Source organism: Aequorivita capsosiphonis DSM 23843, assembly GCF_000429125.1.
In the GTDB taxonomy this organism is placed as follows: Bacteria; Bacteroidota; Bacteroidia; order Flavobacteriales; family Flavobacteriaceae; genus Aequorivita; species Aequorivita capsosiphonis.
Genome location: NZ_AUBG01000012.1, coordinates 151,646 through 174,901, shown reverse-complemented (window position 1 = coordinate 174,901; position 23,256 = coordinate 151,646). Strand labels below are relative to the sequence as shown.

Sequence of the window (23,256 nt, the reverse complement as noted above, 5' to 3'; positions counted from 1 at the left end):
TTGTTTTATGAATATCCCACCGCTTCACCAATCAAGGTAGCAGTAGTACAATCGTTTATCTTCACTAGTACAAAATCTCCTGCTTTATAGTCTTCCTTCGGGAAAACCACAACATTGTTGTGTTCTGTTCTCCCGCTCCATTCATCTTTATCTTTTTTCGATTCTTTTTCAATTAAAACTTTTACGGTTTTTCCTAAAAAGGAGGCTGTACGAATGGCGCTATGTTTTTGTTGTTGGTTTACAATCTCGGTCAATCTTCTGCTTTTTGTTTCTTCGGGAACATCGTCCTCCAGCTTTCTGGCAGCCGAAGTTCCTGGTCTTTCGGAATATTTGTACATATAGCCAAAACTGTATTTTACGTATTCCATCAGGCTCAAGGTTTCTTGATGATCTTCTTCTGTTTCTGTAGGAAAACCGATTATCATATCCTGCGAAATGGAACAATCAGGAATGATATCCCAAATCCTGTCAATCAACTTCATATACTCCTCACGAGTATGCTGACGATTCATTTCCTTTAAAATTCGCGTGCTTCCGCTTTGAACGGGAAGGTGAATATGGTTGCAAACATTTTCGTATTTGGCTACAACATGCAAAACATCTTCCCCCATATCTTGTGGGTTGCTAGTTGAAAAACGAATGCGCATTTGCGGTTGAGCTTCTGCCACCATAGCGAGCAACTGTGAAAAATCGGTTGCCGTTGCCTGTTGCATTGCCGAAGCATTTTTAAAATCTTTTTTCAAGCCGCCACCATACCATAAATAGCTGTCCACGTTTTGACCCAGCAACGTGATTTCTTTATAGCCTTTTTCGCCTAAATCGTTCACTTCGTTTAAAATACTATGTGGATCGCGACTGCGTTCACGGCCACGCGTAAAAGGAACTACGCAAAAGGTACACATATTATCACAACCACGAGTGATGCTTACATAAGCTGTGATTCCGTTACCTCCCAATCGCACTGGCGAAATATCGCCATAGGTTTCTTCCTTAGATAGAATGACGTTTACGGCATCGCGGCCTTCTTCCACTTCTTTTAAAAGATTTGGAATGTCTTTATAGGCATCTGGACCCACCACCAAATCAACAATTTTTTCTTCTTCTAGAAATTTTTCCTTTAAACGTTCCGCCATACAGCCCAAAACACCCACTTTCATTTTAGGATTGATTCGTTTTACAGCGTTAAATTTTTCCAGACGCTTGCGAATGGTTTGTTCGGCTTTGTCACGAATGGAGCAGGTGTTCACTAAAACCAAATCTGCTTCTTCCATGATATTGGTGGTATTGTAACCATCGTCGGCAAGAATGGAAGCCACAATTTCACTGTCGCTAAAATTCATAGCACAGCCGTAACTTTCTAAATATAATTTTTTGGAATTGCTTTCACGCGCTTCTAAAGTTAGCGTGTTTCCTTGTGTATTTTCGTCTAGTACCTTTTTCATAAAAAATCAATCTTCAATGTAAATCTGAAACTTCAGCCATGGAACTGGCAAAGATACAATTAATTGCTAACGGTGACAAAGTGGCAGATTTGTTTTTGGATAATTTAATTGTGGGTGAAAGTTTGCCACGAATGCTCGAATGATTTTTTTTACTTAAATAGGTTTCGTATCTGTCTCATGACTGATAGGTTCGGGTGGGAGGGGTTTTAAAAATCGTGTAAAATATGAAGCTGTTTCCTATATTTATTAGTGTATTCGCGGTGAAAAACCGCAAAAGCAAATTCAAATTTCACAAGCTTAATCTTTCGTATTAAAAATTTCACATACTTTTGCAATCTTAATAAGATAGGATATGGCAAAGAATTTAGTGATAGTTGAGTCCCCCGCAAAAGCGAAAACCATTGAAAAATTTCTTGGAAAAGATTTTAAGGTGTCCTCCAGTTTTGGGCACATTGCAGATCTTCCGTCCAAGGAGTTGGGTGTAGATGTAGCTGGAGATTTCACACCTAAATATATAGTTAGCAGCGACAAGAAGAAGTTGGTTGCCGAGTTGAAAGCACTTTCTAAAAAAGCTGAAATGGTTTGGTTAGCGAGTGATGAGGATCGCGAGGGTGAGGCTATTGCGTGGCATTTGGCTGAAGAATTAAAATTGGATAAAAGCAAAACCAAGCGTATTGTTTTTCACGAGATTACGAAATCTGCCATTTTAAAAGCTATCGAAAATCCACGTCAAATTGATTACAATTTGGTAAACGCACAACAAGCGCGTCGCGTTTTGGATCGTTTGGTTGGTTATGAACTTTCCCCGGTACTTTGGAAAAAAGTGAAAGGTGGACTTTCCGCCGGACGTGTGCAATCTGTTGCAGTGCGATTAATTGTTGAGCGCGAACGGGAAATTGAAGTTTTTAACCCTGTAGGTTCTTACAGAATTGATGCAGAATTTACCACATTGGAAGGGAGTAAGTTTAAAGCGAAACTTCCTAAGAATTTTGATACAGAAGAAGAAGCACGTGAATTTCTTCGGAAGAATTTGGGTGCTGATTATAAAATTTCAGATTTAACGAAAAAGCCTGCAAGCAAAAAGCCTGCTGCGCCTTTTACCACTTCAACATTACAACAAGAAGCCGCTCGAAAATTATATTTTTCAGTTGGAAAAACAATGACAATAGCACAGCGTCTTTATGAAGCTGGACTTATAACCTATATGCGTACCGATAGCGTGAATCTTTCCAATGACGCTAAAAGTGCGGCGCAGAAGGAAATTACTACTTCCTACGGAAAAGAATATAGTAAACCCCGCGATTATAAAGGGAAATCTAAAGGTGCGCAAGAAGCTCACGAAGCCATTCGCCCTACAGATATGAGCCAGCACACCATAACAGGCGATCACGATCAGGCCCGTTTATACGATTTAATTTGGAAACGAACCCTAGCTTCACAAATGAGCGATGCGCAATTAGAGCGTACAAATGTAAAAATTGATGTGCTTTCGAAGGAGAAAGTTTCAGAACATTTCAGTGCAAATGGTGAAATGATAAAGTTTGACGGTTTCCTAAAAGTTTATTTGGAAGGAACCGATTTTGAGGAAGAAGAGCAAGAGGGAATGTTGCCTAATATGAAAAAAGGCGATGCACTTGAAAATAATTATATAACGGCAACCGAAAGGTTTACTCGTGCGCCGTATCGTTTTACGGAAGCTTCGCTGGTAAAACAATTGGAAGAGTTGGGTATTGGCCGACCGTCTACGTATGCGCCAACTATTTCGACGATCATCAGCAGAAATTATGTTGAAAAAGGCACTATTGAAGGTGTAGAGCGTAAATATCTACAGCTAACGCTTCAAGAAGATGCTGTTAAAGATAAAACCTTAAAGGAAACAGTAGGCTCAGATAAAGGAAAGCTCGTCCCTACAGATATTGGAATGATTGTCAATGACTTTTTAGTAGGGCATTTTGAAAATATTCTCGACTATAATTTCACTGCAAAAGTAGAACAGGATTTTGACGATATTGCCGAAGGAAAAGAGGAATGGACAAAGATGATGAAGGACTTCTACGCAAAATTCCATCCACGCGTTGAAGATGTGGAAGAAAACGCCGATCGAGAAAGTGGAGAGCGCATTCTTGGTGAAGACCCTGAATCTGGAAGAGTTGTTTTGGTGCGTTTAGGTAAATATGGACCCATGGCACAGATTGGTGCGCCAGACGATGAAGAGAAAAAATTCGCCAGTCTTCGTCCAGACCAACAATTGCATTTGGTAACCTTTGAAGAGGTAATGGATCTTTTTAAACTGCCGAAAAGTTTGGGAGTTTATGATAATGAAGAGGTGGAGGTGAATAACGGTCGTTTTGGTCCTTATGTACGTTTAGGAAAAACCTTTATTTCGCTTCCAAAGGGAATGGATCCCCTGGATGTTGATATGGCTTTCGCAAAAGAACTTATCGAAGAGAAGAAAAAAGCGGATGCGCCTATATATATGTATGAGGATCTGCCGGTTCAAAAGGGAGTTGGTCGTTTTGGTCCTTTTATAAAATGGAACAGTATGTTCATTAATGTGAACAAAAAGTACGACTTTGATAATCTTTCTGATGAAGACATTGTAGAGCTCATCGAGGTTAAAAAACAGAAGGAAATTGATAAATTGATCAACGAGTGGCCAGAGGAGAAAATTCGAATCGAGAAAGCGCGTTGGGGACGTTTTAATGTGATTAAAGGGAAAACCAAAGTAGAACTGCCAAAAGATACGGAAGCCGATAAAATCACTTTGGAAGAAGCACAAGCAATGCTCGCAAAGAAAAGCCCAAAGAAGAAAACTGCTGCCAAAAAGAAAACCACGGCGAAGAAGAAAACCACAACAACGAAAAAAACCACAGCTAAGAAAAAATAATGATAGAATTTTTAGCACCAGTTTCTAAAAAAGTTTTAGCCCATCGTGAATTTTTGCCATTGGGAACATTGGGAAAACAAATTGAAGTCCATTCAAAAGCAGGTGAATTACCCGATTTAAAGAAGGTTAAATTTGCAATCCTTGGTATTAAGGAAAACCGCGCAGATCTCGATTTTATGGGTGCTACCATCTCTTTTGATCCCTATCGAAAAGCCTTGTATGCATTATATCCAGGAAATTGGAATTACAAAATAATTGATCTTGGTGATATTGAAAAAGGGGAAACTCCTGAGGATACTCGCTTTGCCGCCAAAGAAGTTATCGCGGCTCTGTTGAATAAAAATATAGTACCTCTAATTCTCGGTGGGAGTCAGGACTTGGCTTTTGCACAATATCGCGCCTATGATGGAAGGGGAGAAATGGTTAACGTGGTTAATATAGACAACCGTTTTGATCTTGGAAATGCTGAATTGCCTATTTCAAACAAGTCTTATGTAGGAAAAATGGTGGTGGAACAACCTTATAATCTTTTTAATTATAGCGTACTTGGATACCAATCTTTTTTTAATGCCCCTCAGGAAATAGCCTTAATGGAAAAGTTGTTTTTTGATGCTTATAGATTGGGGGAAGTTACCGCAGATATTACTGTTGTAGAACCTTTACTGCGTGATGCAGATATGGTTACCTTAGATGTTACAGCAATAAAAAGCGCAGAATTAAGTTATAAAACTAACGAAAGTCCAAATGGTTTTGACGGTCGTGAGATTTGTGCTATTTCTCGTTATGCCGGCATTAGCAATAGCGTGAAGTCTTTTGGTGTTTTTGAGCTTAGCGATTCTATTGAGAGTAAGAGTGGCGCCATGTTGGTTGCCCAAATAGTCTGGTACTTTATTGAAGGTTTCAATTTTAGGGTGGAAGATGATGATTTTGAAAATGAAAGGCTCTTCACTTCCTATAAAGTTCCTATTGATGATGAGGTATTGGAGTTTAAAAAGAGTAATAAAACAGAAAGGTGGTGGATTGTTTTGCCTTTTCTTTCAAATGTTAATAATAAATTAAAAAGGCGAACGTTATTACCTTGCACTTATGGCGAATATTTGGGTGCGTGTGATCAGGAAATTCCTGAACGGTGGCTAAAAGCCCGCCACAAAAACGAAGTATAATCAAACAATACAATTAATACCGGGTTCTATGATTTTTCAAAAAAAAAATTGTTTTTTAGAAATTTTATAGATAGGTTTGCGCCCATAACTCCCGAAATTTAACCTAAATACCTATGAAGAAGTTTATTGCATTGACTGCGATCGTTGCCTTTTTATTCAGTTGTAACTCTGGAGACAGGGGAGAACTGGTTGGGGTTAAAGGTAAAAAATGGTTTCCTGAAAAACCTTATGGAATGACGCTTGTCCCAGGTGGATCATTTATTATGGGGAAAAGTGACGATGATTTTGTTGCCCTTAATGATGCGCCAACAAAAACCGTTACGGTTCGATCTTTCTATATGGACGAAACAGAGATAACCAATTCTGAGTATCGTCAATTTGTTCATTGGGTGCGAGACTCTACCGTGAGACTTCGTTTGGCTATTATGGCCGATGAGGTAGGGGCAACCCCTGGAGATGGTGGTGTTGGGGACTTTGCCTTTGTGGACCAAGAAAATGAAGAGATGACTCCATACGACCAGTATATGTATGACAATTATTTTGGAATGGGTGAAGATTATTATGCTGGAAGAAAGCTTAATGATAGAATTCCATTAATATGGGACACCTCGAAGTATCCAGATGAATACTATTCTGAAGTAATGGATACCATGTACATTCCTGCTGAAGAAGCGTATAACGGTCAAAGAACAATTGATGTTTCCAAATTAAAATTTCAATATACCTATATGGATATTGAAGCTGCTGCTCGCGATAAGTCTAAGAGAAGAAAAGATTTCATAAAACAAGAAGAATTAAATATTTATCCAGATACTACAGTTTGGATTAGAGATTTTAATTATTCATATAATGAGCCAATGCACAATGATTATTTTTGGCATAATGCTTATGGTGACTATCCTGTAGTTGGCGTAAACTGGCAACAAGCCAAGGCTTTTTGCGCTTGGAGAACTTTATACAAAAATGCATATCAAAAATCTAAAAAACGTCAGCAAGTAAACGCTTTCCGTCTTCCTGGTGAAGCTGAGTGGGAATATGCTGCACGTGGTGGATTGCAATCTGCTACATATCCTTGGGGTGGCCCTTATACCAAAAACGATAGAGGATGCTTTATGGCAAACTTTAAGCCGCTTCGTGGAGATTATGCCGCAGATCAGGCGCTTTACACGGTAGAGGCAAAATCTTATGAGGCCAATGATTATAACCTTTACAATATGTCTGGAAATGTTGCCGAGTGGGTAGCTTCCTCTTACGATCCCGCTTCTTATGATTATTCTTCTTCCATGAATCCAAATGTGAACGACACCGAGAATATGCGAAAAGTTGTTCGTGGTGGTTCTTGGAAAGATGTAGCATACTATCTTCAAGTGAGTACCCGTGATTTTGAATATGCAGATTCTGCAAGAAGCTATATTGGCTTTAGAACTGTTCAGGATTATATGGGAACTGATGTAACCTTAAATGAAAATTTTGGCGACGCTCGCTAATTTCGTAATTACTTAACTAAAATAACCTTAACTAAAACTCTCAACAAAAACCCAATTCATTATGGCACAAGCAAAATCATCAAAGAAACTATTTAATATGGCCTATGGCCTTGGAGCATCCGTTGTAATTTTGGGAGCACTTTTCAAAATTCTTCACTGGGAATTAGGCCCATTGAACGGAGGTCTTCTTTTGGCAATCGGTCTTATTACGGAGGCTATTATTTTCGCAATTTCAGCTTTTGAACCAGTTGATGACGATTTAGATTGGTCTTTGGTTTATCCTGAATTGTCAGGAGGTGCTGGAACTACCCGTAAAGGATTAGTAAAAGAGGAGCCTGAAGCTACACAAGGTCTTTTGTCTAAAAAATTAGATGAGATGCTTAAAGATGCTCGTATAGACTCTGATCTTATGAACAGCCTCTCAACCAGCATTCGTTCTTTTGAGGGAGCAACTAAAAGCATGGCTCCTACTGCCGAAGCAATGAGCTCTACTAAAAAATATAGCGAAGAGATGGCGCTTGCAGCTGCACAAATGGATTCATTGAACAACCTTTACAAAGTTCAAATCGAGTCAACTAGCCGTCAAACGGAGGCCAATATTGAAGCTGCTGAAAATGCAGAGCAATTAAAGCAACAAATGAAGCATTTAGCTACCAACCTTTCTTCTTTGAACGGAGTTTACGGAGGTATGCTTACTGCAATGACACCAAAAAACTAAGATAGGTTCTCACCTTAATTATTAATCTTTAAAAAAGAATAAAAATGGCAGGAGGAAAACTATCCCCAAGGCAACGAATGATTAACCTGATGTATTTGGTTTTCATTGCAATGCTAGCACTTAACATGTCTAAAGAAGTCTTATCGGCTTTTGGACTATTAAACGAAAAAATAACAGTTGCCAATGTAGCAACTGGAGAGCGCAACCAAGCTTTTATGGACGGATTGGCTGTTAAAGCATCTGACGAACCAGCACAATATGCTGCTGTAAAAGCAAAGGCAGATGAAATTTCACAGATTTCTGATGAATTGGACAACTATTTAACAACGCTTAAATCTGAATCCATTTCTAAAATTAAAGATCCGTCAGATTACGAAGTAATGGATAAGGCAGATTTCTTTGATCAGCGTTTCTTCAAAGGCGATAAATATAAAGCAGAAGGGCAGGAATTTTTAGATAAAATAAATACCTACCGTACAGAGATGATTTCGGTTTTGTCTGATCCTGCATTAGCTAAAGTTGCTGGTGTTGAGGAAATCAAAGCGTCTATCGAATCAAATTTTTCTACTTCCGAAGTTACAAATCGCAACGGTAAAAAGGTAAAATGGTTAAATTATAACTACGAAGGTTTTCCATTAGTAGCCTCTTTAACCAAATTGACACAGATACAAGCAGATATTAAAACCACTAAAAGTGAGGTTTTACAAAGAATGTTAGCGGGTCAACAAGCAGCTGCATTATCTTTCAGTAATTACTCAACTTTATTGGAAACCTCAAAATCAGCTTATTATGCTGGGGAGCAATTTGATGGTTCTATTGTTTTAGGCCGTACTGATGAAAGTACAAAACCAAAGAGAGCAGAACTTACTTTAGATGGCAGAAAATTGGTGGAAGGAACTGATTATACCTTTGAAGGAGGTAAAATTAAATTAAGCGTGAGCGCAGGTTCTCCTGGAGATCATAAGATTGAAGGAAACTTGTACTATGGTGAAGGTGGTGATGAAACTGAAGTAAAGGTGGATCGCTCTTTTGCAACCATTTCAATGCCTAACTCGGCAGTAATTGCTGCAGATAAAATGAACGTGGTATATCGCGGTGTAGACAACCCGATGACGGTTTCTATTCCTGGAATTCCAGACAATAAAGTAAACGCTTCGGCAGCTGGACTTTCAAAAGTTTCTGGTAGCAAGTATGTAATGCGTCCTGGAGCTGGAAGAACTGTTACTATAAGTGCCAATGGAACTTTGCCAGATGGTAAACCTGTAGGCTCCAAATCTGAATTCCGTATCAAGGATATTCCTAGCCCAGTTGGAACCGTTCGTGGGGAAGATGGTAATGGAGGTCCTGTACGTATGGAACGTCAAGGATTGGAGATTTCAAGTATTGGTGCCGCGTTGCAAGATTTCGATTTTGCACTGAAATTGAATGTAACTGGATTTAGCTTTAAAGTTTCTGGCCAACCAACGGTAAAAGTAAACGGAAACAAATTGAACGGAGCTGCAAAATCTGCTCTAAAAAGAGCTGGTCGTGGAGAAACCGTTCAGATATTCGATATTAATACAAGCATTTCTGGAAGTAGTGTTAAGTTAAAAAGAACTTCTCCGGTATTTATTGAATTGACAAATTAGTATTAAAACCCTTTTAGGTATGAATTTGAGAAACCTTGTTTTATGTGTTTTTGGTTTAGGAATGATGGCTGGTGCAAATGCACAGGTAAACATTCTTAACGCCAAAACACCAGAAGAAATAGGCAAAAAGACGGAAGCGCAGATTGCCTATGATAATGATAAGCCGTTGCCTTATGGATATACGGACGACCGCTATGTTATGTGGTCTAAAGCAACTTGGGAAATCATAGACCTAGATGAGAGGGTAAATTTCCCCTTGTATTATCCCATAGATACCAATAATATTGGTGCTAGCAGACGATCTCTTTATGATGTTTTGGTAAAAAACATTAAAAACGGAAAGATTGAAAGCGTGTATTCAGACTCATATTTTACTGAGAAACGTACGTTAAAGGATATTGAAGCCTCACTGGTCTATAGCGATACCACTGACTTAGGGATTGAACAATTCAATGCCGAAGGTGTGGTAGATCCACAATACGTTCGTCGTTTTTCTTTGGACGCAGGTGATATTTCAGAATATCACATTAGAGGCTATTGGTATATTGATAAGCGCCAAGGCGAGCTTAGATATAGGTTGCTGGGTATTTGTCCTGTTGCCAATGAAGCACGTTCTAAAGCTTTCCCAGATGATGGACTTGATGCAAAAGTGGAATTGTTTTGGATTTGGTTTCCAGCCGCTCGTGAAGTTTTGCACGAAGCCAAAGCCTTTAACCGAAAGAATACCTCACAACCAGTCTCATTTGACCATTTGTTGAATTCAAGACGTTTTAACGGTGTAATATACAAGGAAGATAACGTTCAAGGAGACAGAGATGTGAAAGACTATATTAATGATAATGCATTAATGCAGTTGTTGGAGTCTGATAGAATCAAGGAACAAATACGTAATACTGAATTAGATTTGTGGAATTATTAATCCATAGATAAATTAATTCTTAGCAAAGACCCTTCACATTCCATTCAGGAAGTTGAAGGGTTTTTTATTCCCACGAAACTGGGAGCCTATTGACTCAAGCGTGTAGATTTTGAATAATTAAATTATAATGAAGCAGTTAGATTATATTGTTGTTGGGTTGGGGATTGCGGGCATCAGCTTTTGCGAGCAATTACAAAAAAATGATAAACGGTTTATAGTTATAGATAGTGGTGAAGACGGGTCTACTGCAAAGTCAGGAGGAGTTTTTAATCCTACGGTGTTAAAACGTTTTACTGCGGCTTGGAATGCTGCCGCCTTTTTTCCAGTAGCAAAGAAATTTTATGGAACCATTTCTGAAAATTTAGAAAGCCACATACTTCAAGAAACGCCAGTTTTAAGAATTTTTAAATGTGTTGAAGAACAAAACAATTGGTCTGTTGCAACCGACAAAAGAGAGCTGCAAAACTTTCTTTCTTCGGAATTTTTAAAAAACTCAAATTCCGCTATTGAAGCCCCATTCGGTTTTGGTGAAGTTTTGGGAACGGGGCAAATTAAAACGAAAAAATTGCTTTCGGGTTACCGCGAGTTTTTAAATGCCCAAGATGTATTGCTTTCGGAAACCTTTCAATATGAATTGTTGCAACAGAAAGAGAGCAAGGTTTTTTATAAGGATTTTTCTGCTTCAAAAATCATTTTTGCAGAAGGTGCAAAAGTTGTTGAAAATCCATTTTTTCCAAAACATGCAATCGTTGGTAACAAAGGCGAATATGTAATTATCAAAGCTCCCGACTTAAACTTGGAAGCTCTTCTAAAAGGCCCGGTATATGTTATTCCTATGGGAAATGACATCTATAAGGTGGGCGCAACTTACAGTCGTGATGATTATAGCTTAAACCCGACGGAAAGTGCTAAAGACGAAATACTATCCAAACTGAAAACATGTATCAATTATTCTTTTGAAGTAGTAGGGCAAACCGCTGGAGTACGGCCAACCACGAGAGATCACAGACCGCTTCTTGGAGCTTGGGAAGAACATTCAAATTTGGTTTTCTTTAATGGCCTAGGGTCGAGAGGCTTTTTAATGGCGCCCTTGTTGGCAGTAATTCTTTATAAGCATTTAGAAGATGATGTGCCGTTGTTAAAAGAAATGAATATTAAAAGGGCAAGAACCTGGAAAAAAATTTAACTGAATAGATCAACGTTCGGCAATCTTTTTATCGTAATCAACAAATACATTGATCCAAATATTACGAGAGATTCTTACGATATATGGGAATAGTATTACCTGGCTTAAAATAATTACGAGGAAAGTATAATTTCTGTCTAAACCAATGAAAAAGAATGCAATAATAAAGGCGGCTACGGCAATAGCGATACCAACACCATAGCTAACATACATGGCGCCAAAAAAGAAGGAAGGTTCTATTTTGTACTTTTTGCCACAATTGCTACAATGATCGTGCATTTTCATGATTTTGGTGATTTTATACGGATTGTTTTCCATATACATATCACCCTTATGGCACACGGGGCAGGTTCCTGTAAGGATACTGTAGAGTTTTGTGCCTTTTATTAATTTCATTGCCAGTTTTTTTAACGCTGCAAAATTAAGCATCTTTGCAAAAATTTTGAGGCTATATCCTGAATAAAAGATATTTCGAGCTTTACACTTCAAAATAGCTTTCAATTTTTTACAATTCTTAATTAAAGTAAATGATCAATATTCACAATCTTTCCGTTTCCTTTCAAGGCGACTATTTATTCGAGAAAATCACATTTCAACTAAAACCTGGCGATCGAGTAGGTTTAGTAGGGAAAAATGGTGCCGGTAAATCTACCTTGCTGAAGATTATCGCTGGTGAACAGGAATACGATACGGGACAAATAGCCATGGATAAGGAAGTTTCAATAGGCTTTCTAAAACAGGATATCGACTTTGAAAAGGGAAGAACTGTATTGGAAGAATCATATGAAGCCTTTACCGAAATTAAAAAATTGGAAAAAAAGCTTGAACATATAAATACCCAACTTGCCGAACGTACTGATTATGAAAGTGATTTATATCACCAACTAATGGTCGATCTAAACGATGTTCAGCATCAATACGAAATTCACGGCGGTTATAATTATCAAGGTGAAACGGAGCGTATTTTACAAGGTTTAGGTTTTCAAAGGGAGGATTTTACAAAACTGACAGAAACCTTCTCTGGTGGTTGGCGTATGCGTATTGAATTAGCAAAGCTGTTACTTCAAAACAACGACATATTGCTTTTGGATGAGCCAACAAACCACTTAGATATTGAATCAATCCTTTGGTTGGAGGAGTTTTTAAAAGGCTATGTTGGTGCCGTGGTGATTGTTTCGCACGATAAAATGTTTTTAGATAATGTTACCAACCGTACCATTGAGATTTCACTTGGAAAGATTTATGATTTCAACAAACCATACACACAGTATTTAGTACTTCGGAATGAATTGCGTGAGCAACAATTGGCTTCGCAAAAAAACCAACAAAAGCAGATTGAACAGACTGAAAAGTTGATTGATAAATTCCGCGCAAAAGCCAGCAAGGCAACTATGGCGCAGTCACTTATTAAAAAACTCGATAAGATTGATCGTATTGAAGTTGATGAAGATGATAATAGTGTGATGACACTGCGTTTTCCAGTTTCTGTTACTCCCGGAAAAGTAGTAATTGAGGCAGAGAAAATTTCAAAAAGTTACGGAAGCAACAATGTTTTAAAGGATGTTGATCTATTGGTAGACCGGGAAGCTAAAATTGCTTTTGTAGGTCAAAACGGCCAAGGGAAATCAACTCTTGCAAAGATAATTGTAGGCGAAATAGAACATAGGGGAAAACTAACTTTGGGTCATAACGTGCAAATCGGTTATTTTGCACAAAACCAAGCAGATTATCTGGATGGTACTAAAACGGTGCTTGATACAATGATTGATGCCGCAAACGAGAAAAATAGAAGTCGCGTTCGCGATATTCTGGGTTCCTTCCTTTTCCGAGGTGATGAAGTAGAGAAATATGTGCGTGTGCTTAGTGGTGGCGAAAGAAACCGTTTGGCTCTTGCAAAATTACTTCTGCAGCCTTTCAACGTGCTTGTGATGGATGAGCCTACAAACCACCTTGACATCAAATCTAAGAACGTTTTAAAGGACGCTTTAAAGAGTTTTGAAGGAACACTCCTTTTGGTGTCTCACGACCGGGATTTCTTGCAGGGATTGACCAATAAGGTTTACGAATTTAAAGATCGTCACATCAAGGAATATTTAGGCGATATTGATTATTTCTTGGAGCAACGGAATCTTGAAAATCTTCGCGAGGCTGAAAAACGAACCGTAGTTCCTTACGAAGGAAAACAAAAAAGAACCGCTGGAGAGGAATATGAAATTCAGAAGAAATTAAAATCTGCAAAAAACAAATTGAGCAATGTAGAAGCGTCCATTTCTTCTTTGGAAAAGGAAATTGCCAAGATCGATACCGAACTACTAATCAATTACGAAGAAACCATTGCAAAACCTCACTTTTTCGATAAATATCAAGAAAAGAAAAAGAAGCTCAAAAAGTTAATGGAGGATTGGGAAATGCTTCAGGAGACTTTGGATACGCTTTCCTAAAAAGTATCAAACTATAAACGCTTTCGATTATTTATGTTAACTTGTTAATATCAAGTTTGTATTATCTAATCTAAGGTTTATGGAAAACGAAAAATCCTTTAAACTATGTATCACCATGGCCGGTGCTGTTTCTGCGGGAGCATATACTGCCGGCGTTATGGATTACTTGATTGAAACGCTTGATCTTTGGGAAAAGGCCAAAGAAATAAACCGAAGTAGAGGGGTTGATCATCCAGATTACGATCATTCTATCCCGATGCACGAGGTGGAAATTGACGTTATGAGTGGATCTTCCGCAGGAGGAATTTCCAGTTCGCTCACATTATTGGCCTTGGCAGATAAAGATTTCAAGAGTTACAATAAGGACAATCCTTCCGGGAAAAACAATATTTTCTACGAAAGTTGGGTGGATATGGCCGATACATCCGGAAGCAGTACCTTGGACAAGCTCTTAAAAAATAACGATCTAAAAGAGTTTGGCGAAGTGAGATCGCTTTTAAACACTACGGCAATTGATAGTATAGCCAATGAGGCAATAAGAATCCGCGAACCCCGTAAAATACCCAAATATGCTTCAGATAGCTTAGATATTATCCTAACAACGACCAACCTACGCGGTATAAATTTTCTGGTGAACTTTGACGGACGCGGAGATGCTTCACAAGGAACTGTTATTACAAATCACGGAGGCTTTTTTCGGTATAAGCTTAAAAATGATAAATTCAAAGCTGGCATTCCCGAAAGTGAAGATGAACTTTATTATGTTCTTGATATTTCCAAAAAAAAACATCTTCGCTATTTAAAGGACGCAACTTTAAGTACCGCCGCTTTCCCCATTGGATTGCGATCAAGGGAGGTTTCTATTTCTTCCGAATACATAAAACGATATCCAAAATATCTGTTTAATCAGTCCAAGGGCATTGAGCCATTGTTGCCAGAAGGAGCTGTTTATAAATTCAATTCTGTTGATGGAGGCATTATTAATAATGAACCTTATGGCATTGGCCTAAAAGTTTTGAAAGAAAAGAATCCTAAACACATTGAGGAGAATAGATATGGCGTGATTATGATTGATCCGTTTCCCAATAAAGATCACGATGTTTCGGAAAGTGGAAAGGATATTCTGAGTATTGCCAAAGGACTTTTAAGGGCACTTCGCGATCAAGTAATGTTTAATCAAGAGGGAATTTTGGACGCGTTGGATTTAAGTGACCGCACCAAATTTATGATAGAACCAGTGCGAAAGATAGAAGTGAACGGCAAATGGGTTCGGCCAAAAAGTGATATGGCATCTGCTCCGATCGCTGGTTTTGCTGGGTTTTTGAGCCGTGATTTTAGGGCGCACGATTTTCAGCTGGGAAGAAAGAACTGCCAGGCATTTTTAAGGTATTATTTTGCCGTTTCTTCAGAAAATATAGAAAATCGATTAAACATAATCCCGAATGATGTGATTAAAGAACGGTTTCAGTTTGCTGTACCGGCAATGGATATTAAAGGTGAAAAATTCTTCCCTATAATTCCAGATATGCGGGTACTTCGCAATTTTAATAATCAAGTGGATACAGCTAAATACGGTGTGGATGCGGAAATTAAAGCTTTACCTTTCCCTAAACTGAGCTTTACAGAACTTGAGAAGCAGTATAAAAAGAAAATAAAAAATAGAATAGGATCGATAGTGAAATATTTATTGAAAAACCGCTTCCTTTCTTTTATGGCCAATTTCTTTTATATCAGGAGCGCAGGTTATAAATTTGTAAAGGAAACTATCAAAGAGGAATTGGGAGAAAATGATCTTTTAAAATAATAGATTTCAATATTGATTTTTTGTCTATCATATCAAATCTAACGTCTCACATCTAAATTATTAATCATGCACGAACATTTTTTTCAATGCCCGCATTGTTGGGAAGAGATTTCGATGCTGCTGGATACTTCCATTCGGCATCAAAAATATATAGAAGACTGCGAAGTTTGCTGCAACCCCATTGAACTGGAAGTTTCTTTTGAAGTTGGCGAATTAGTCGGGTTTTCAGCTACGATGGGATAAGAGATTTGATCTTTAAAAATGGTTGAACACTCATTATAAAAGTCATCATGATTTTTTTAGGGAGAAATAAGAATTGATGCTTTGTTAAAGAAGCATTGCGGCTATTCAATAGATAAGTCTATTTAGGCACTTTAAAGCATAGCGTTACTTAGCGCACTTTTTGCACTTATCCATAGAAAATTAAAAATAGATTTGGTTTTGTTCCTAGTAGCCTTTGCTGTTCCTTCTTTGTAAATATCTCCTTTTTTCTCGCTGTCTTTGGATATAAATATATTGGCAATCGTAGAGAGGAATTTATTTTTTTCCTTCCCGTTTTTTTTCAGAATAGTGACTTTAAAATCGGAATAATTTATTTTCAAATCTGTCGAGGAGGTATCATTATTTCCGTCGATGGTGAAATACGTTTTATTGGTATGGCCTTTCAAACGAACCTTTAAATTGGGTTCGGTAAAACCATTCATTCTATTTGCATTTAGAGAGCCAATTTGCGCCATAAATAAAAATTGATCGCTTTCATTCTGCACATCAAAATTCCAATCTACGGAAATTGGAGTTTTCTCCATAAAATCGGCTGTTATTTTTAAATGGGTTTTATCGGGGCTTGTATAGGTGTTGCTAACGTTTGAAATTGCCGCGTCCAAATTTTTAAAGTCGATGGAACCTCCCATATTGTCTACTTTCACGCGTTCTTCATACGTAATATTTGCATCGCTAATTTTTAAGGAATCTATCGTAAGCTCAAAGTCAAGTTCCCGAAGCATCTTGCTGTAAAGTGGTTTTATTTTGGGATCGTCTGCCACAAGCTTATCTCTATAAATTTCTGCGGAAGGGGAGGCTAGGGAGACCATTTTGCTTTTTGCAAAGAAGCCATTGTCGTTAAAACCGAAATCAATTGCATCAAGTGATAGTGATTTTAGCGAAAGATTATAGTGGTCTCTTTCCTTTTCTATGATTTTTGAAAGTTCTTTTTTGGAGTACTTAGTTTTAAGTTTTATGTTTTCAAATACAGCTTTGCGATCTTTTATGGAAAAGTCGCTCACGGATAGATTTTCATAAGGTCCCACTTTAACAAAAACAGAATCACTTTTTGCTTTGTAATCTTTGAAATCTAAGGGAATTTTTCTTCTAATGGTTTCGTCGTCAACTCTAATTCCATTTAATTCTAGAGAGAGGTCTTTTGAATAAAGCATGGTAGAGTCTTCGGCTTTTTCATAGATGGCAAATTTGCTGTTGTTTATACGTATTTTGTCTACAAGAATGGGTTTGTATATTTCAAAAACACCTTTTTGAGTGGTGTCCGGGTTCGGTATTACCCGATCCTTATAATAGGCCATAATCGGACTTTCCAGCGAAATAGTTTCTATATGTATTTCATTTTTAAACAAATAATCCCAATAACTAATATGCGAGATTTTTAGTTTTTCAACATTTATAAAAGTGTGTTCCACACTGTCCACCTTGTTTTTTATAATTAGTGAAGCATTCGTTATTGATAACGAACCACCAAAAGATTCCACGGTAATATCGTCATAAGAGCGGATCATGTTTTCTGGTAAACGCTCTTGAATAAATGTCTCTAATTTATTTTTCAGGATTATGTTTATTGAAATGGTAGCGATAATAAATACAGCACCAATAGCAAGAATGATGTAGCTTATTTTTCTTAGGTGTTTGTTCATAATTTAAAGATACCTAAAGAAAATAATTCAAAAAGAATTTTATTTAATACTTGTAAAAAATTATTGTGGCCCCGTAATATTGGCGGGGCACTCTAGGAAACCGCATTGCATACCATTTAAATGTTTAATTGATATTTTATGTTGCCATTTTGGACTCGATTTTGGAGGATTTCTATTTTCTTCAACTCTATTTAATGTCTAAGGGTCACCCGCCCAAGTAGGGCAAAATATTGGTAATCAAGAAAACACGATTAAATAAATGTCCGTAGATATACGGGGTGATTTTTAATCGAATAATACTTATAAAAAATAATGCAAGACTGCTTGTGAAGTCGAAAAAGCTTCTTATCTTTGCAGTCCAATATTTCTATCGGCATTATGAACCGAAAGCTAAAAGCTAAAGTTGAAATTTTGGAAATCCATATCGCGGGATAGAGCAGTAGGTAGCTCGTCGGGCTCATAACCCGAAGGTCACTGGTTCGAGTCCAGTTCCCGCTACTAGTAAAGAAAAGGCTTTGCAGAAATGTGAGGCCTTTTTTTATTTCCAATAGTACAGAATAAGTACAGAATATTCCTATTTTCAAAATTCAATTCTATTTATGCTCATTTGCCTTCTATTGATAATAAGTAGTATCAAATATCTAAATAGTGTTTGGATATAAAGGTGAACATTCTTTCTTTGCACAACCTGTGCATCCATTATTTTGTATCTTTGTCAAACTTTATGAAAATATTCGTTTCCATATCAATGTCGTTCCTATTCCTTTTTCAAGGAATAGCGGCCAATATGGAAGTTTGTGAGCAGATTGAAGAAATATCGCATTTTATTGCGCATTATCAAGACCACAAGGAAGATGATGGATATTCTTTTTTTGAATATGTTTATGAAGATTATATAAACGACGATGGAAAAGTGGACAACCACCATCCAGATTCGGAACACGATGATGCACCCGTACATATAAACCACCAATGTTGTCAACACTTTGTGTTCTTTACACCTTTTCAACCTACGTTAATAAATACGATTTCCCCCGAGGCTAAAAATCAGTATAATCATTACACTTTCCAATTAAATTCCAGATATCTGGAATCCCCATTCCAACCCCCAAAAGTATAATTCAGTTTTTTTAAGGACAGCTATGTCCTAACGTGATGCTTTTCAAAGTAGGCATTGCTTTATAAATACGTTGCACCTATACGCATCGTAAGTTTTCAACTGAATTAATACATATTTATGATTAATAAAATCATCTCATTTTCCATTAATAATAAATTTATTATTGGGCTCTTTATAGTGGTACTTATAGGTACTGGTATTTGGTCTATGGCCACTATAAACTTGGGTTCTGTACCCGATATTACCAACAATCAAGTTCAAGTTATAACAACTGCTCCCAATTTGGGAACTGAGGATATTGAACAATTTGTAACTTTTCCCGTAGAATTGGCAATGGCCAACCTCCCCGACGTGATCGAGCTGCGTTCGGTGTCTCGTTTTGGATTGTCAGTTGTTACTATCGTATTTGAGGACGAGGCAGGCACATATCTTCCCCGGCAATTAGTGCAAGAGAAATTAACCGAAGTTGCCGGAGAAATCCCCGAAGGCTTCGGCACGCCATTTATGGCCCCAATTACCACAGGTTTGGGCGAAATCTACCAATACAGCCTAAAAGTAAAGGAAGGCTACGAAGATAAATACGATGCAATGGAGCTTCGTACCATCCAAGATTGGATTGTAAAACGCCAAATGGCATTAGTTCCAGGAGTCGTCGAGGTAAATGCTTTTGGAGGATTTGTGAAGCAATATGAAGTAGCCATAAACCCCAATAAGCTAAAAAGTTTCGGTATTACAATGAACCAGGTCTTTGAAGCCCTTAAAGTGAACAATGCCAATACTGGAGGTGCCTATATAGAAAAAAATAACCAAGCCAATTTTATCCGTGGCGAAGGCTTGGCCCGAAGTATCGCCGATTTGGAAAACACAGTTGTAACTACTCAAAACGGTAGTCCCGTTTTAATACGGGATGTCGCTGAAAAGGTTGGATATGGCAGCCAAGTACGCTATGGCGCTTTTACCCAAGATGGACACGAATCTGTGGGCGGACAAATTTTAATGCTGAAAGGCGAAAGCCCAGGCGACGTGATCGAAAATGTGGAAAAGCGTATTGTAGAAATTCAAAAATCCCTGCCGGAAGGCGTTTATATTGATGCTTTTTTAAGTCGAAGTGAACTTATTGAGGCAACCACAAGTACCGTTAAAACAAATCTAATAGAAGGTGCCCTTATTGTCATATTTGTTTTGGTCTTGCTTTTAGGAAGCTTCCGTGGTGGCTTGATAGCAGCGTCGATAATCCCTTTATGCCTATTATTTGCATTTATTTTGATGAAACAATTTGGCATTTGGGCAAATTTAATGTCCTTGGGTGCGATCGATTTTGGGATTATTGTAGATGGTGCGGTGATTATCGTGGAAGGAGCGGTTTTCCACATTCATCAACGGATGAAAAAATCCACAACCGCCATTAACCAAGCTGAAATGGATGAAATCGCCTATGACTCTTCAAGTAAAATGATGAATTCTGCCTTCTTCGGTCAACTAATTGTTCTTATAGTTTTTACACCTATTCTGTTTTTGACCGGTGTGGAAGGGAAAATGTTTCGACCAATGGCATTTACATTTGGTTTTGCCGTTTTAGGGGCAATTATTCTTTGCCTTACCTACGTACCAATGATGTCATCATTATTTTTAAAACCTGCTAAAAATCAAAATAGTTGGTTTGCCAAATTTGAAAACAAGATTGATAGGTTCAGTGATAAAATTATGGGGGTTCTGAATCGTATCTATCTGCCTATATTAAATTTTGCACTTCGCTTTCGGGCAGGTGTGGTTATAGGCGCGGTTGCCTTGCTTTTGATTGCAGGATTTATTTTTAGCAATATGGGAGCAGAATTTGTCCCTAAATTTGATGAAGGCGATATTGCATTTCAAGCATTGATAAAACCAGGGAGCAGTCTTTCAGAATCTATTGAGGCCTCAGAGAAACTTCAGAATTTAATCAATGAGTTTCCGGAAGTAAAAACAGTAGTTTCAAGGATTGGTGTGGCTGAAATACCAACAGACCCAATGCCTATGGATATTGCCGATAGTTATATTATTCTTGAAAAGGACAAGAGTAAATGGACATCCGCAGATAGTAAAGAAGAACTCATAGAAAAGATTCAAGAAAAAATTTCAGTAGTTCCCGGCGTAAATTTTGTGTTTACACAACCTGTAGAACTTCGTTTTAATGAATTGCTGACTGGTGTCCGTGAAGACGTGGCCATCAAATTGTACGGAGAAGATTTGGACGTTTTGGCAGACAAGATACAGGAAATCGCGGCAGTAATTAGGACCGTTCCCGGAGCGGCTGACATTAATGTGGAGGCTACAAGTGGTTTGCCACAAATGACGGTGGTATATAACCGTGCGAAAATGGCACAATACGGTGTAACCGTTGATAAGCTGAATGATTATGTAAGTGCTTCATTTTCAGGAGAACAGGCAGGAGTCATTTTTGAAGGGGAAAAACGGTTCGATGTGGTCATTCGTTTGGCAGAGGAATATCGACAAGACATCAATAGCTTAAAAAACCTTTATATAGACCTGCCAAACGGTGCACAAGTACCATTAAAGGAGGTGGCAGATATCAGCTATAAACCCGGACCAATGCAGATTTCAAGAGACAATACCTCTCGTCGTACTTCCGTGGGCGTGAATGTTCGTGGGCGCGATGTAAAATCGATGGTCGAGGAAATTCAACAAAAATTGGAAACGGATGTTAAACTGCCACCAGGTTATTTTGTAACCTACGGCGGATCATTTGAAAACCTACAACGAGCATCAGACCGATTGATGATTGTAGTCCCAATCGTTCTATTAACAATATTTGTTCTGCTTTACTTTGCTTTGAATTCAGTTACACAAGCCTTGATGATCTATATGGCAGTGCCTTTGGCGGCCATTGGTGGCGTTTTCGTTTTGTTGATTCGTGGAATGCCTTTCAGTATTTCCGCGGGAGTCGGATTTATCGTGCTCTTCGGAGTTGCCGTATTAAACGGACTCATACTCATAAATAAGTTCAATGAATTAAAAGACAGTGGAATGACAGATTTAAAAAAACGTATATATGAAGCTACGCACGAACGTTTACGTCCAATTTTATTAACAGCCATTACAACAATTATGGGCTTTATCCCAATGGCGATTTCTACCTCTGGTGGTGCCGAAGTACAGCGGCCCTTGGCGACAGTAGTCATTGGAGGAATGCTTACGGCAACATTTCTGACCTTGGTGGTTATTCCTATTCTTTATTATTGGCTTGAATCGAGAAAGGAACGAAACAATAACGATGGAGGTGTAAGCTATGTCAACAAATCAACGAACATTGTAACCGTATTATTGATGGTTGGCGGTTTGATGGCTTCTGGAACTGCTTTTGCCCAAGACACCAATCAAAATGGAACAATGCCAAAAACCTTGACTGTAGATGAGGCCATTGCTATGGCAAAACAGAATTATCCATCGCTTAAGGAAAGTCAGGCATTTATTGAACGGGAAAAGGCACTAAAGGGAACGAGTTTTGACCTTGGTAGCACACAAGTTTTCACGGGCAAAGAAGAATATGGCAATAATCTTCCTGGAGTGCAAACAACCGTTGGCGTGCAACAGGGCAATATCGATTTGCTTTCAGGATTTTCAAAATCGAAGTTTTATAAAGAGCGCATTGCCTTGGGAGAAAAGTTTTATGTGGCCAGTGAACAACAGTTGGTGCGCAATGTGATGCAAGCCTATGACCAAATTAATTATTACAAGGCACAGTTGCGTTTTGCAGACCAATTGGACAGTATTTATGCCAATTTTAAGTCCGCTGCCCAACTTCGGTATGACACTGGAGAAACAGGCAAGTTGGAATTTATTTCAGCCTCTTCCGAATTTCAACAGATTCAAGTGTTGAGGCAACAAGCTTTTGATGATATTGAAATTGCCAAACGTGCCTTAAAACAATATTTGGGAACGGATGAAACCATCGAGACGGTAGATGGTTTTTACGAGCCATTGGATTTTATGGCGACATTGGATTCAACTTCGGTTGCCAATAACCCAATGTTGCAATATGCCTTGCAAAATGCCGAAGTAAGTAAAGCAAATGTGGGCGTTGAAAAATCGCAATTCCTACCGAAATTCAGTTTATCATATGGCAGGCAGGTTGTGGATGATGTTTCAGGGTTTAATACCTATCAGGCAGGTATTAGTATTCCGTTATGGTTTTTTCCGCAGAAGTCAAGGGTTAAGGCAGCCAAGGCAGACGCAATGGTAGCAGAGAATCAATATTTGGAGCAAAAAGCGGTTACAGAAAGTCGTGTTTCACAATTGACCAAATCACTCGAAAAAACAAAGAAGATTTTGCAATATTACGAAGAAGGCGCACTATTGTTGGCAGAAGAACAAATTACCACAGCGCAGTTGGCTTCTAAAGAAGGCGAAATAGATTACGTCAATTATATCACCATTCTTAATAGTGCCATCCGTATTAAACAAAACCATTTACAATACATCAATCAGTATAACCAGCAGACCATTGATATGCAATATCAATTGGGCAATTTATAACCTTAA

The 23,256-nt window shown here is 38.1% G+C and carries 15 protein-coding genes and 1 tRNA gene; 13 read left to right on the top strand and 3 right to left on the bottom strand.

The genetic code is table 11. From position 1 onward, the window contains the following. Nucleotides 1-5 precede the first annotated feature (5 nt). Complete coding sequence (gene miaB, locus G440_RS0111135) at nt 6-1,442, bottom strand: tRNA (N6-isopentenyl adenosine(37)-C2)-methylthiotransferase MiaB (protein WP_026451380.1); 1,437 nt, start codon at nt 1,440-1,442, stop codon at nt 6-8. Between the two features lie 352 nt (nt 1,443-1,794). On the opposite strand from miaB, the gene topA reads away from it, so the two are divergent. The 7 genes from topA to G440_RS0111095 all read left to right on the top strand — a co-directional run bounded on the left by topA (nt 1,795) and on the right by G440_RS0111095 (nt 11,430). Next, on the top strand, nt 1,795-4,329 hold the full coding sequence (gene topA / locus G440_RS0111125) for a type I DNA topoisomerase (RefSeq protein ID WP_026451379.1): 2,535 nt from the start codon (nt 1,795-1,797) through the stop codon (nt 4,327-4,329). Beyond that, a complete protein-coding gene (locus tag G440_RS0111120) occupies nt 4,329-5,492 on the top strand; it encodes a formimidoylglutamase (protein WP_026451378.1) in 1,164 nt (387 codons plus the stop codon). The genes topA and G440_RS0111120 overlap by 1 nt, the downstream gene beginning before the upstream one ends. Nucleotides 5,493-5,605: 113 nt before the next feature. Further along, complete coding sequence (gene porK / locus G440_RS0111115; RefSeq protein ID WP_026451377.1) at nt 5,606-6,979, top strand: T9SS ring complex lipoprotein PorK/GldK; 1,374 nt, start codon at nt 5,606-5,608, stop codon at nt 6,977-6,979. A gap of 61 nt (nt 6,980-7,040) precedes the next feature. Then, nucleotides 7,041-7,697 carry a type IX secretion system motor protein PorL/GldL gene (gene porL, locus G440_RS0111110; protein WP_026451376.1) on the top strand — a complete coding sequence of 219 codons (657 nt, stop codon included), beginning with the start codon at nt 7,041-7,043 and terminating at the stop codon, nt 7,695-7,697. A gap of 44 nt (nt 7,698-7,741) precedes the next feature. Continuing rightward, nucleotides 7,742-9,325 (top strand): type IX secretion system motor protein PorM/GldM, encoded by a 1,584-nt coding sequence (gene porM, locus G440_RS0111105; protein WP_026451375.1) that lies wholly within the window; start codon nt 7,742-7,744, stop codon nt 9,323-9,325. Between the two features lie 19 nt (nt 9,326-9,344). After that, complete coding sequence (porN, locus tag G440_RS0111100; protein WP_026451374.1) at nt 9,345-10,244, top strand: type IX secretion system ring subunit PorN/GldN; 900 nt, start codon at nt 9,345-9,347, stop codon at nt 10,242-10,244. 127 nt (nt 10,245-10,371) lie between these two features. Further along, a complete protein-coding gene (locus G440_RS0111095) occupies nt 10,372-11,430 on the top strand; it encodes an NAD(P)/FAD-dependent oxidoreductase (protein WP_026451373.1) in 1,059 nt (352 codons plus the stop codon). A 9-nt stretch (nt 11,431-11,439) separates the two neighbouring features. On the opposite strand, the gene G440_RS0111090 is transcribed toward G440_RS0111095, so the two are convergent. Beyond that, complete coding sequence (locus G440_RS0111090; RefSeq protein WP_026451372.1) at nt 11,440-11,826, bottom strand: DUF983 domain-containing protein; 387 nt, start codon at nt 11,824-11,826, stop codon at nt 11,440-11,442. Nucleotides 11,827-11,957: 131 nt separating this feature from the next. On the opposite strand from G440_RS0111090, the gene G440_RS0111085 reads away from it, so the two are divergent. From G440_RS0111085 to G440_RS19850, 3 genes are all read left to right on the top strand, one after another. Continuing rightward, entirely contained in the window at nt 11,958-13,871 is a 1,914-nt protein-coding gene (locus G440_RS0111085) for an ABC-F family ATP-binding cassette domain-containing protein (RefSeq protein WP_026451371.1), read from the top strand. Nucleotides 13,872-13,950: 79 nt separating this feature from the next. After that, complete coding sequence (locus G440_RS0111080; protein WP_026451370.1) at nt 13,951-15,675, top strand: patatin-like phospholipase family protein; 1,725 nt, start codon at nt 13,951-13,953, stop codon at nt 15,673-15,675. Nucleotides 15,676-15,741: 66 nt separating this feature from the next. Next, nucleotides 15,742-15,918: a CPXCG motif-containing cysteine-rich protein gene (locus tag G440_RS19850; RefSeq protein ID WP_034259406.1), complete on the top strand. Its 177-nt coding sequence runs from the start codon at nt 15,742-15,744 to the stop codon at nt 15,916-15,918. Between the two features lie 131 nt (nt 15,919-16,049). Here G440_RS19850 and G440_RS0111070 read toward each other — a convergent pair whose 3' ends face one another. Beyond that, a complete protein-coding gene (locus G440_RS0111070; protein WP_051285307.1) occupies nt 16,050-17,597 on the bottom strand; it encodes a hypothetical protein in 1,548 nt (515 codons plus the stop codon). A gap of 425 nt (nt 17,598-18,022) precedes the next feature. Between G440_RS0111070 and G440_RS0111065 the strand changes: the two genes are divergently transcribed. The 3 genes from G440_RS0111065 (at nt 18,023) to G440_RS0111055 (ending at nt 23,250) form a co-directional block, all read left to right on the top strand. Then, nucleotides 18,023-18,095: transfer RNA gene (locus G440_RS0111065), tRNA-Met, on the top strand. A 226-nt stretch (nt 18,096-18,321) separates the two neighbouring features. Continuing rightward, a complete protein-coding gene (locus tag G440_RS0111060; protein WP_245574852.1) occupies nt 18,322-18,717 on the top strand; it encodes a hypothetical protein in 396 nt (131 codons plus the stop codon). Between the two features lie 117 nt (nt 18,718-18,834). Then, nucleotides 18,835-23,250, top strand: coding sequence for a CusA/CzcA family heavy metal efflux RND transporter (locus G440_RS0111055; RefSeq protein ID WP_026451367.1), 4,416 nt, complete (start codon nt 18,835-18,837; stop codon nt 23,248-23,250). Nucleotides 23,251-23,256: the final 6 nt, after the last annotated feature.

Bases quoted from the DNA above. Each gene is read 5' to 3' on its own strand.
- miaB (WP_026451380.1), bottom strand. From the start codon at position 1,442: ATGAAAAAGGTACTAGACGAAAATACACAAGGAAACACGCTAACTTTA.
- topA (WP_026451379.1), top strand. From the start codon at position 1,795: ATGGCAAAGAATTTAGTGATAGTTGAGTCCCCCGCAAAAGCGAAAACC.
- G440_RS0111120 (WP_026451378.1), top strand. From the start codon at position 4,329: ATGATAGAATTTTTAGCACCAGTTTCTAAAAAAGTTTTAGCCCATCGT.
- porK (WP_026451377.1), top strand. From the start codon at position 5,606: ATGAAGAAGTTTATTGCATTGACTGCGATCGTTGCCTTTTTATTCAGT.
- porL (WP_026451376.1), top strand. From the start codon at position 7,041: ATGGCACAAGCAAAATCATCAAAGAAACTATTTAATATGGCCTATGGC.
- porM (WP_026451375.1), top strand. From the start codon at position 7,742: ATGGCAGGAGGAAAACTATCCCCAAGGCAACGAATGATTAACCTGATG.
- porN (WP_026451374.1), top strand. From the start codon at position 9,345: ATGAATTTGAGAAACCTTGTTTTATGTGTTTTTGGTTTAGGAATGATG.
- G440_RS0111095 (WP_026451373.1), top strand. From the start codon at position 10,372: ATGAAGCAGTTAGATTATATTGTTGTTGGGTTGGGGATTGCGGGCATC.
- G440_RS0111090 (WP_026451372.1), bottom strand. From the start codon at position 11,826: ATGAAATTAATAAAAGGCACAAAACTCTACAGTATCCTTACAGGAACC.
- G440_RS0111085 (WP_026451371.1), top strand. From the start codon at position 11,958: ATGATCAATATTCACAATCTTTCCGTTTCCTTTCAAGGCGACTATTTA.
- G440_RS0111080 (WP_026451370.1), top strand. From the start codon at position 13,951: ATGGAAAACGAAAAATCCTTTAAACTATGTATCACCATGGCCGGTGCT.
- G440_RS19850 (WP_034259406.1), top strand. From the start codon at position 15,742: ATGCACGAACATTTTTTTCAATGCCCGCATTGTTGGGAAGAGATTTCG.
- G440_RS0111070 (WP_051285307.1), bottom strand. From the start codon at position 17,597: ATGAACAAACACCTAAGAAAAATAAGCTACATCATTCTTGCTATTGGT.
- G440_RS0111060 (WP_245574852.1), top strand. From the start codon at position 18,322: ATGAAAATATTCGTTTCCATATCAATGTCGTTCCTATTCCTTTTTCAA.
- G440_RS0111055 (WP_026451367.1), top strand. From the start codon at position 18,835: ATGATTAATAAAATCATCTCATTTTCCATTAATAATAAATTTATTATT.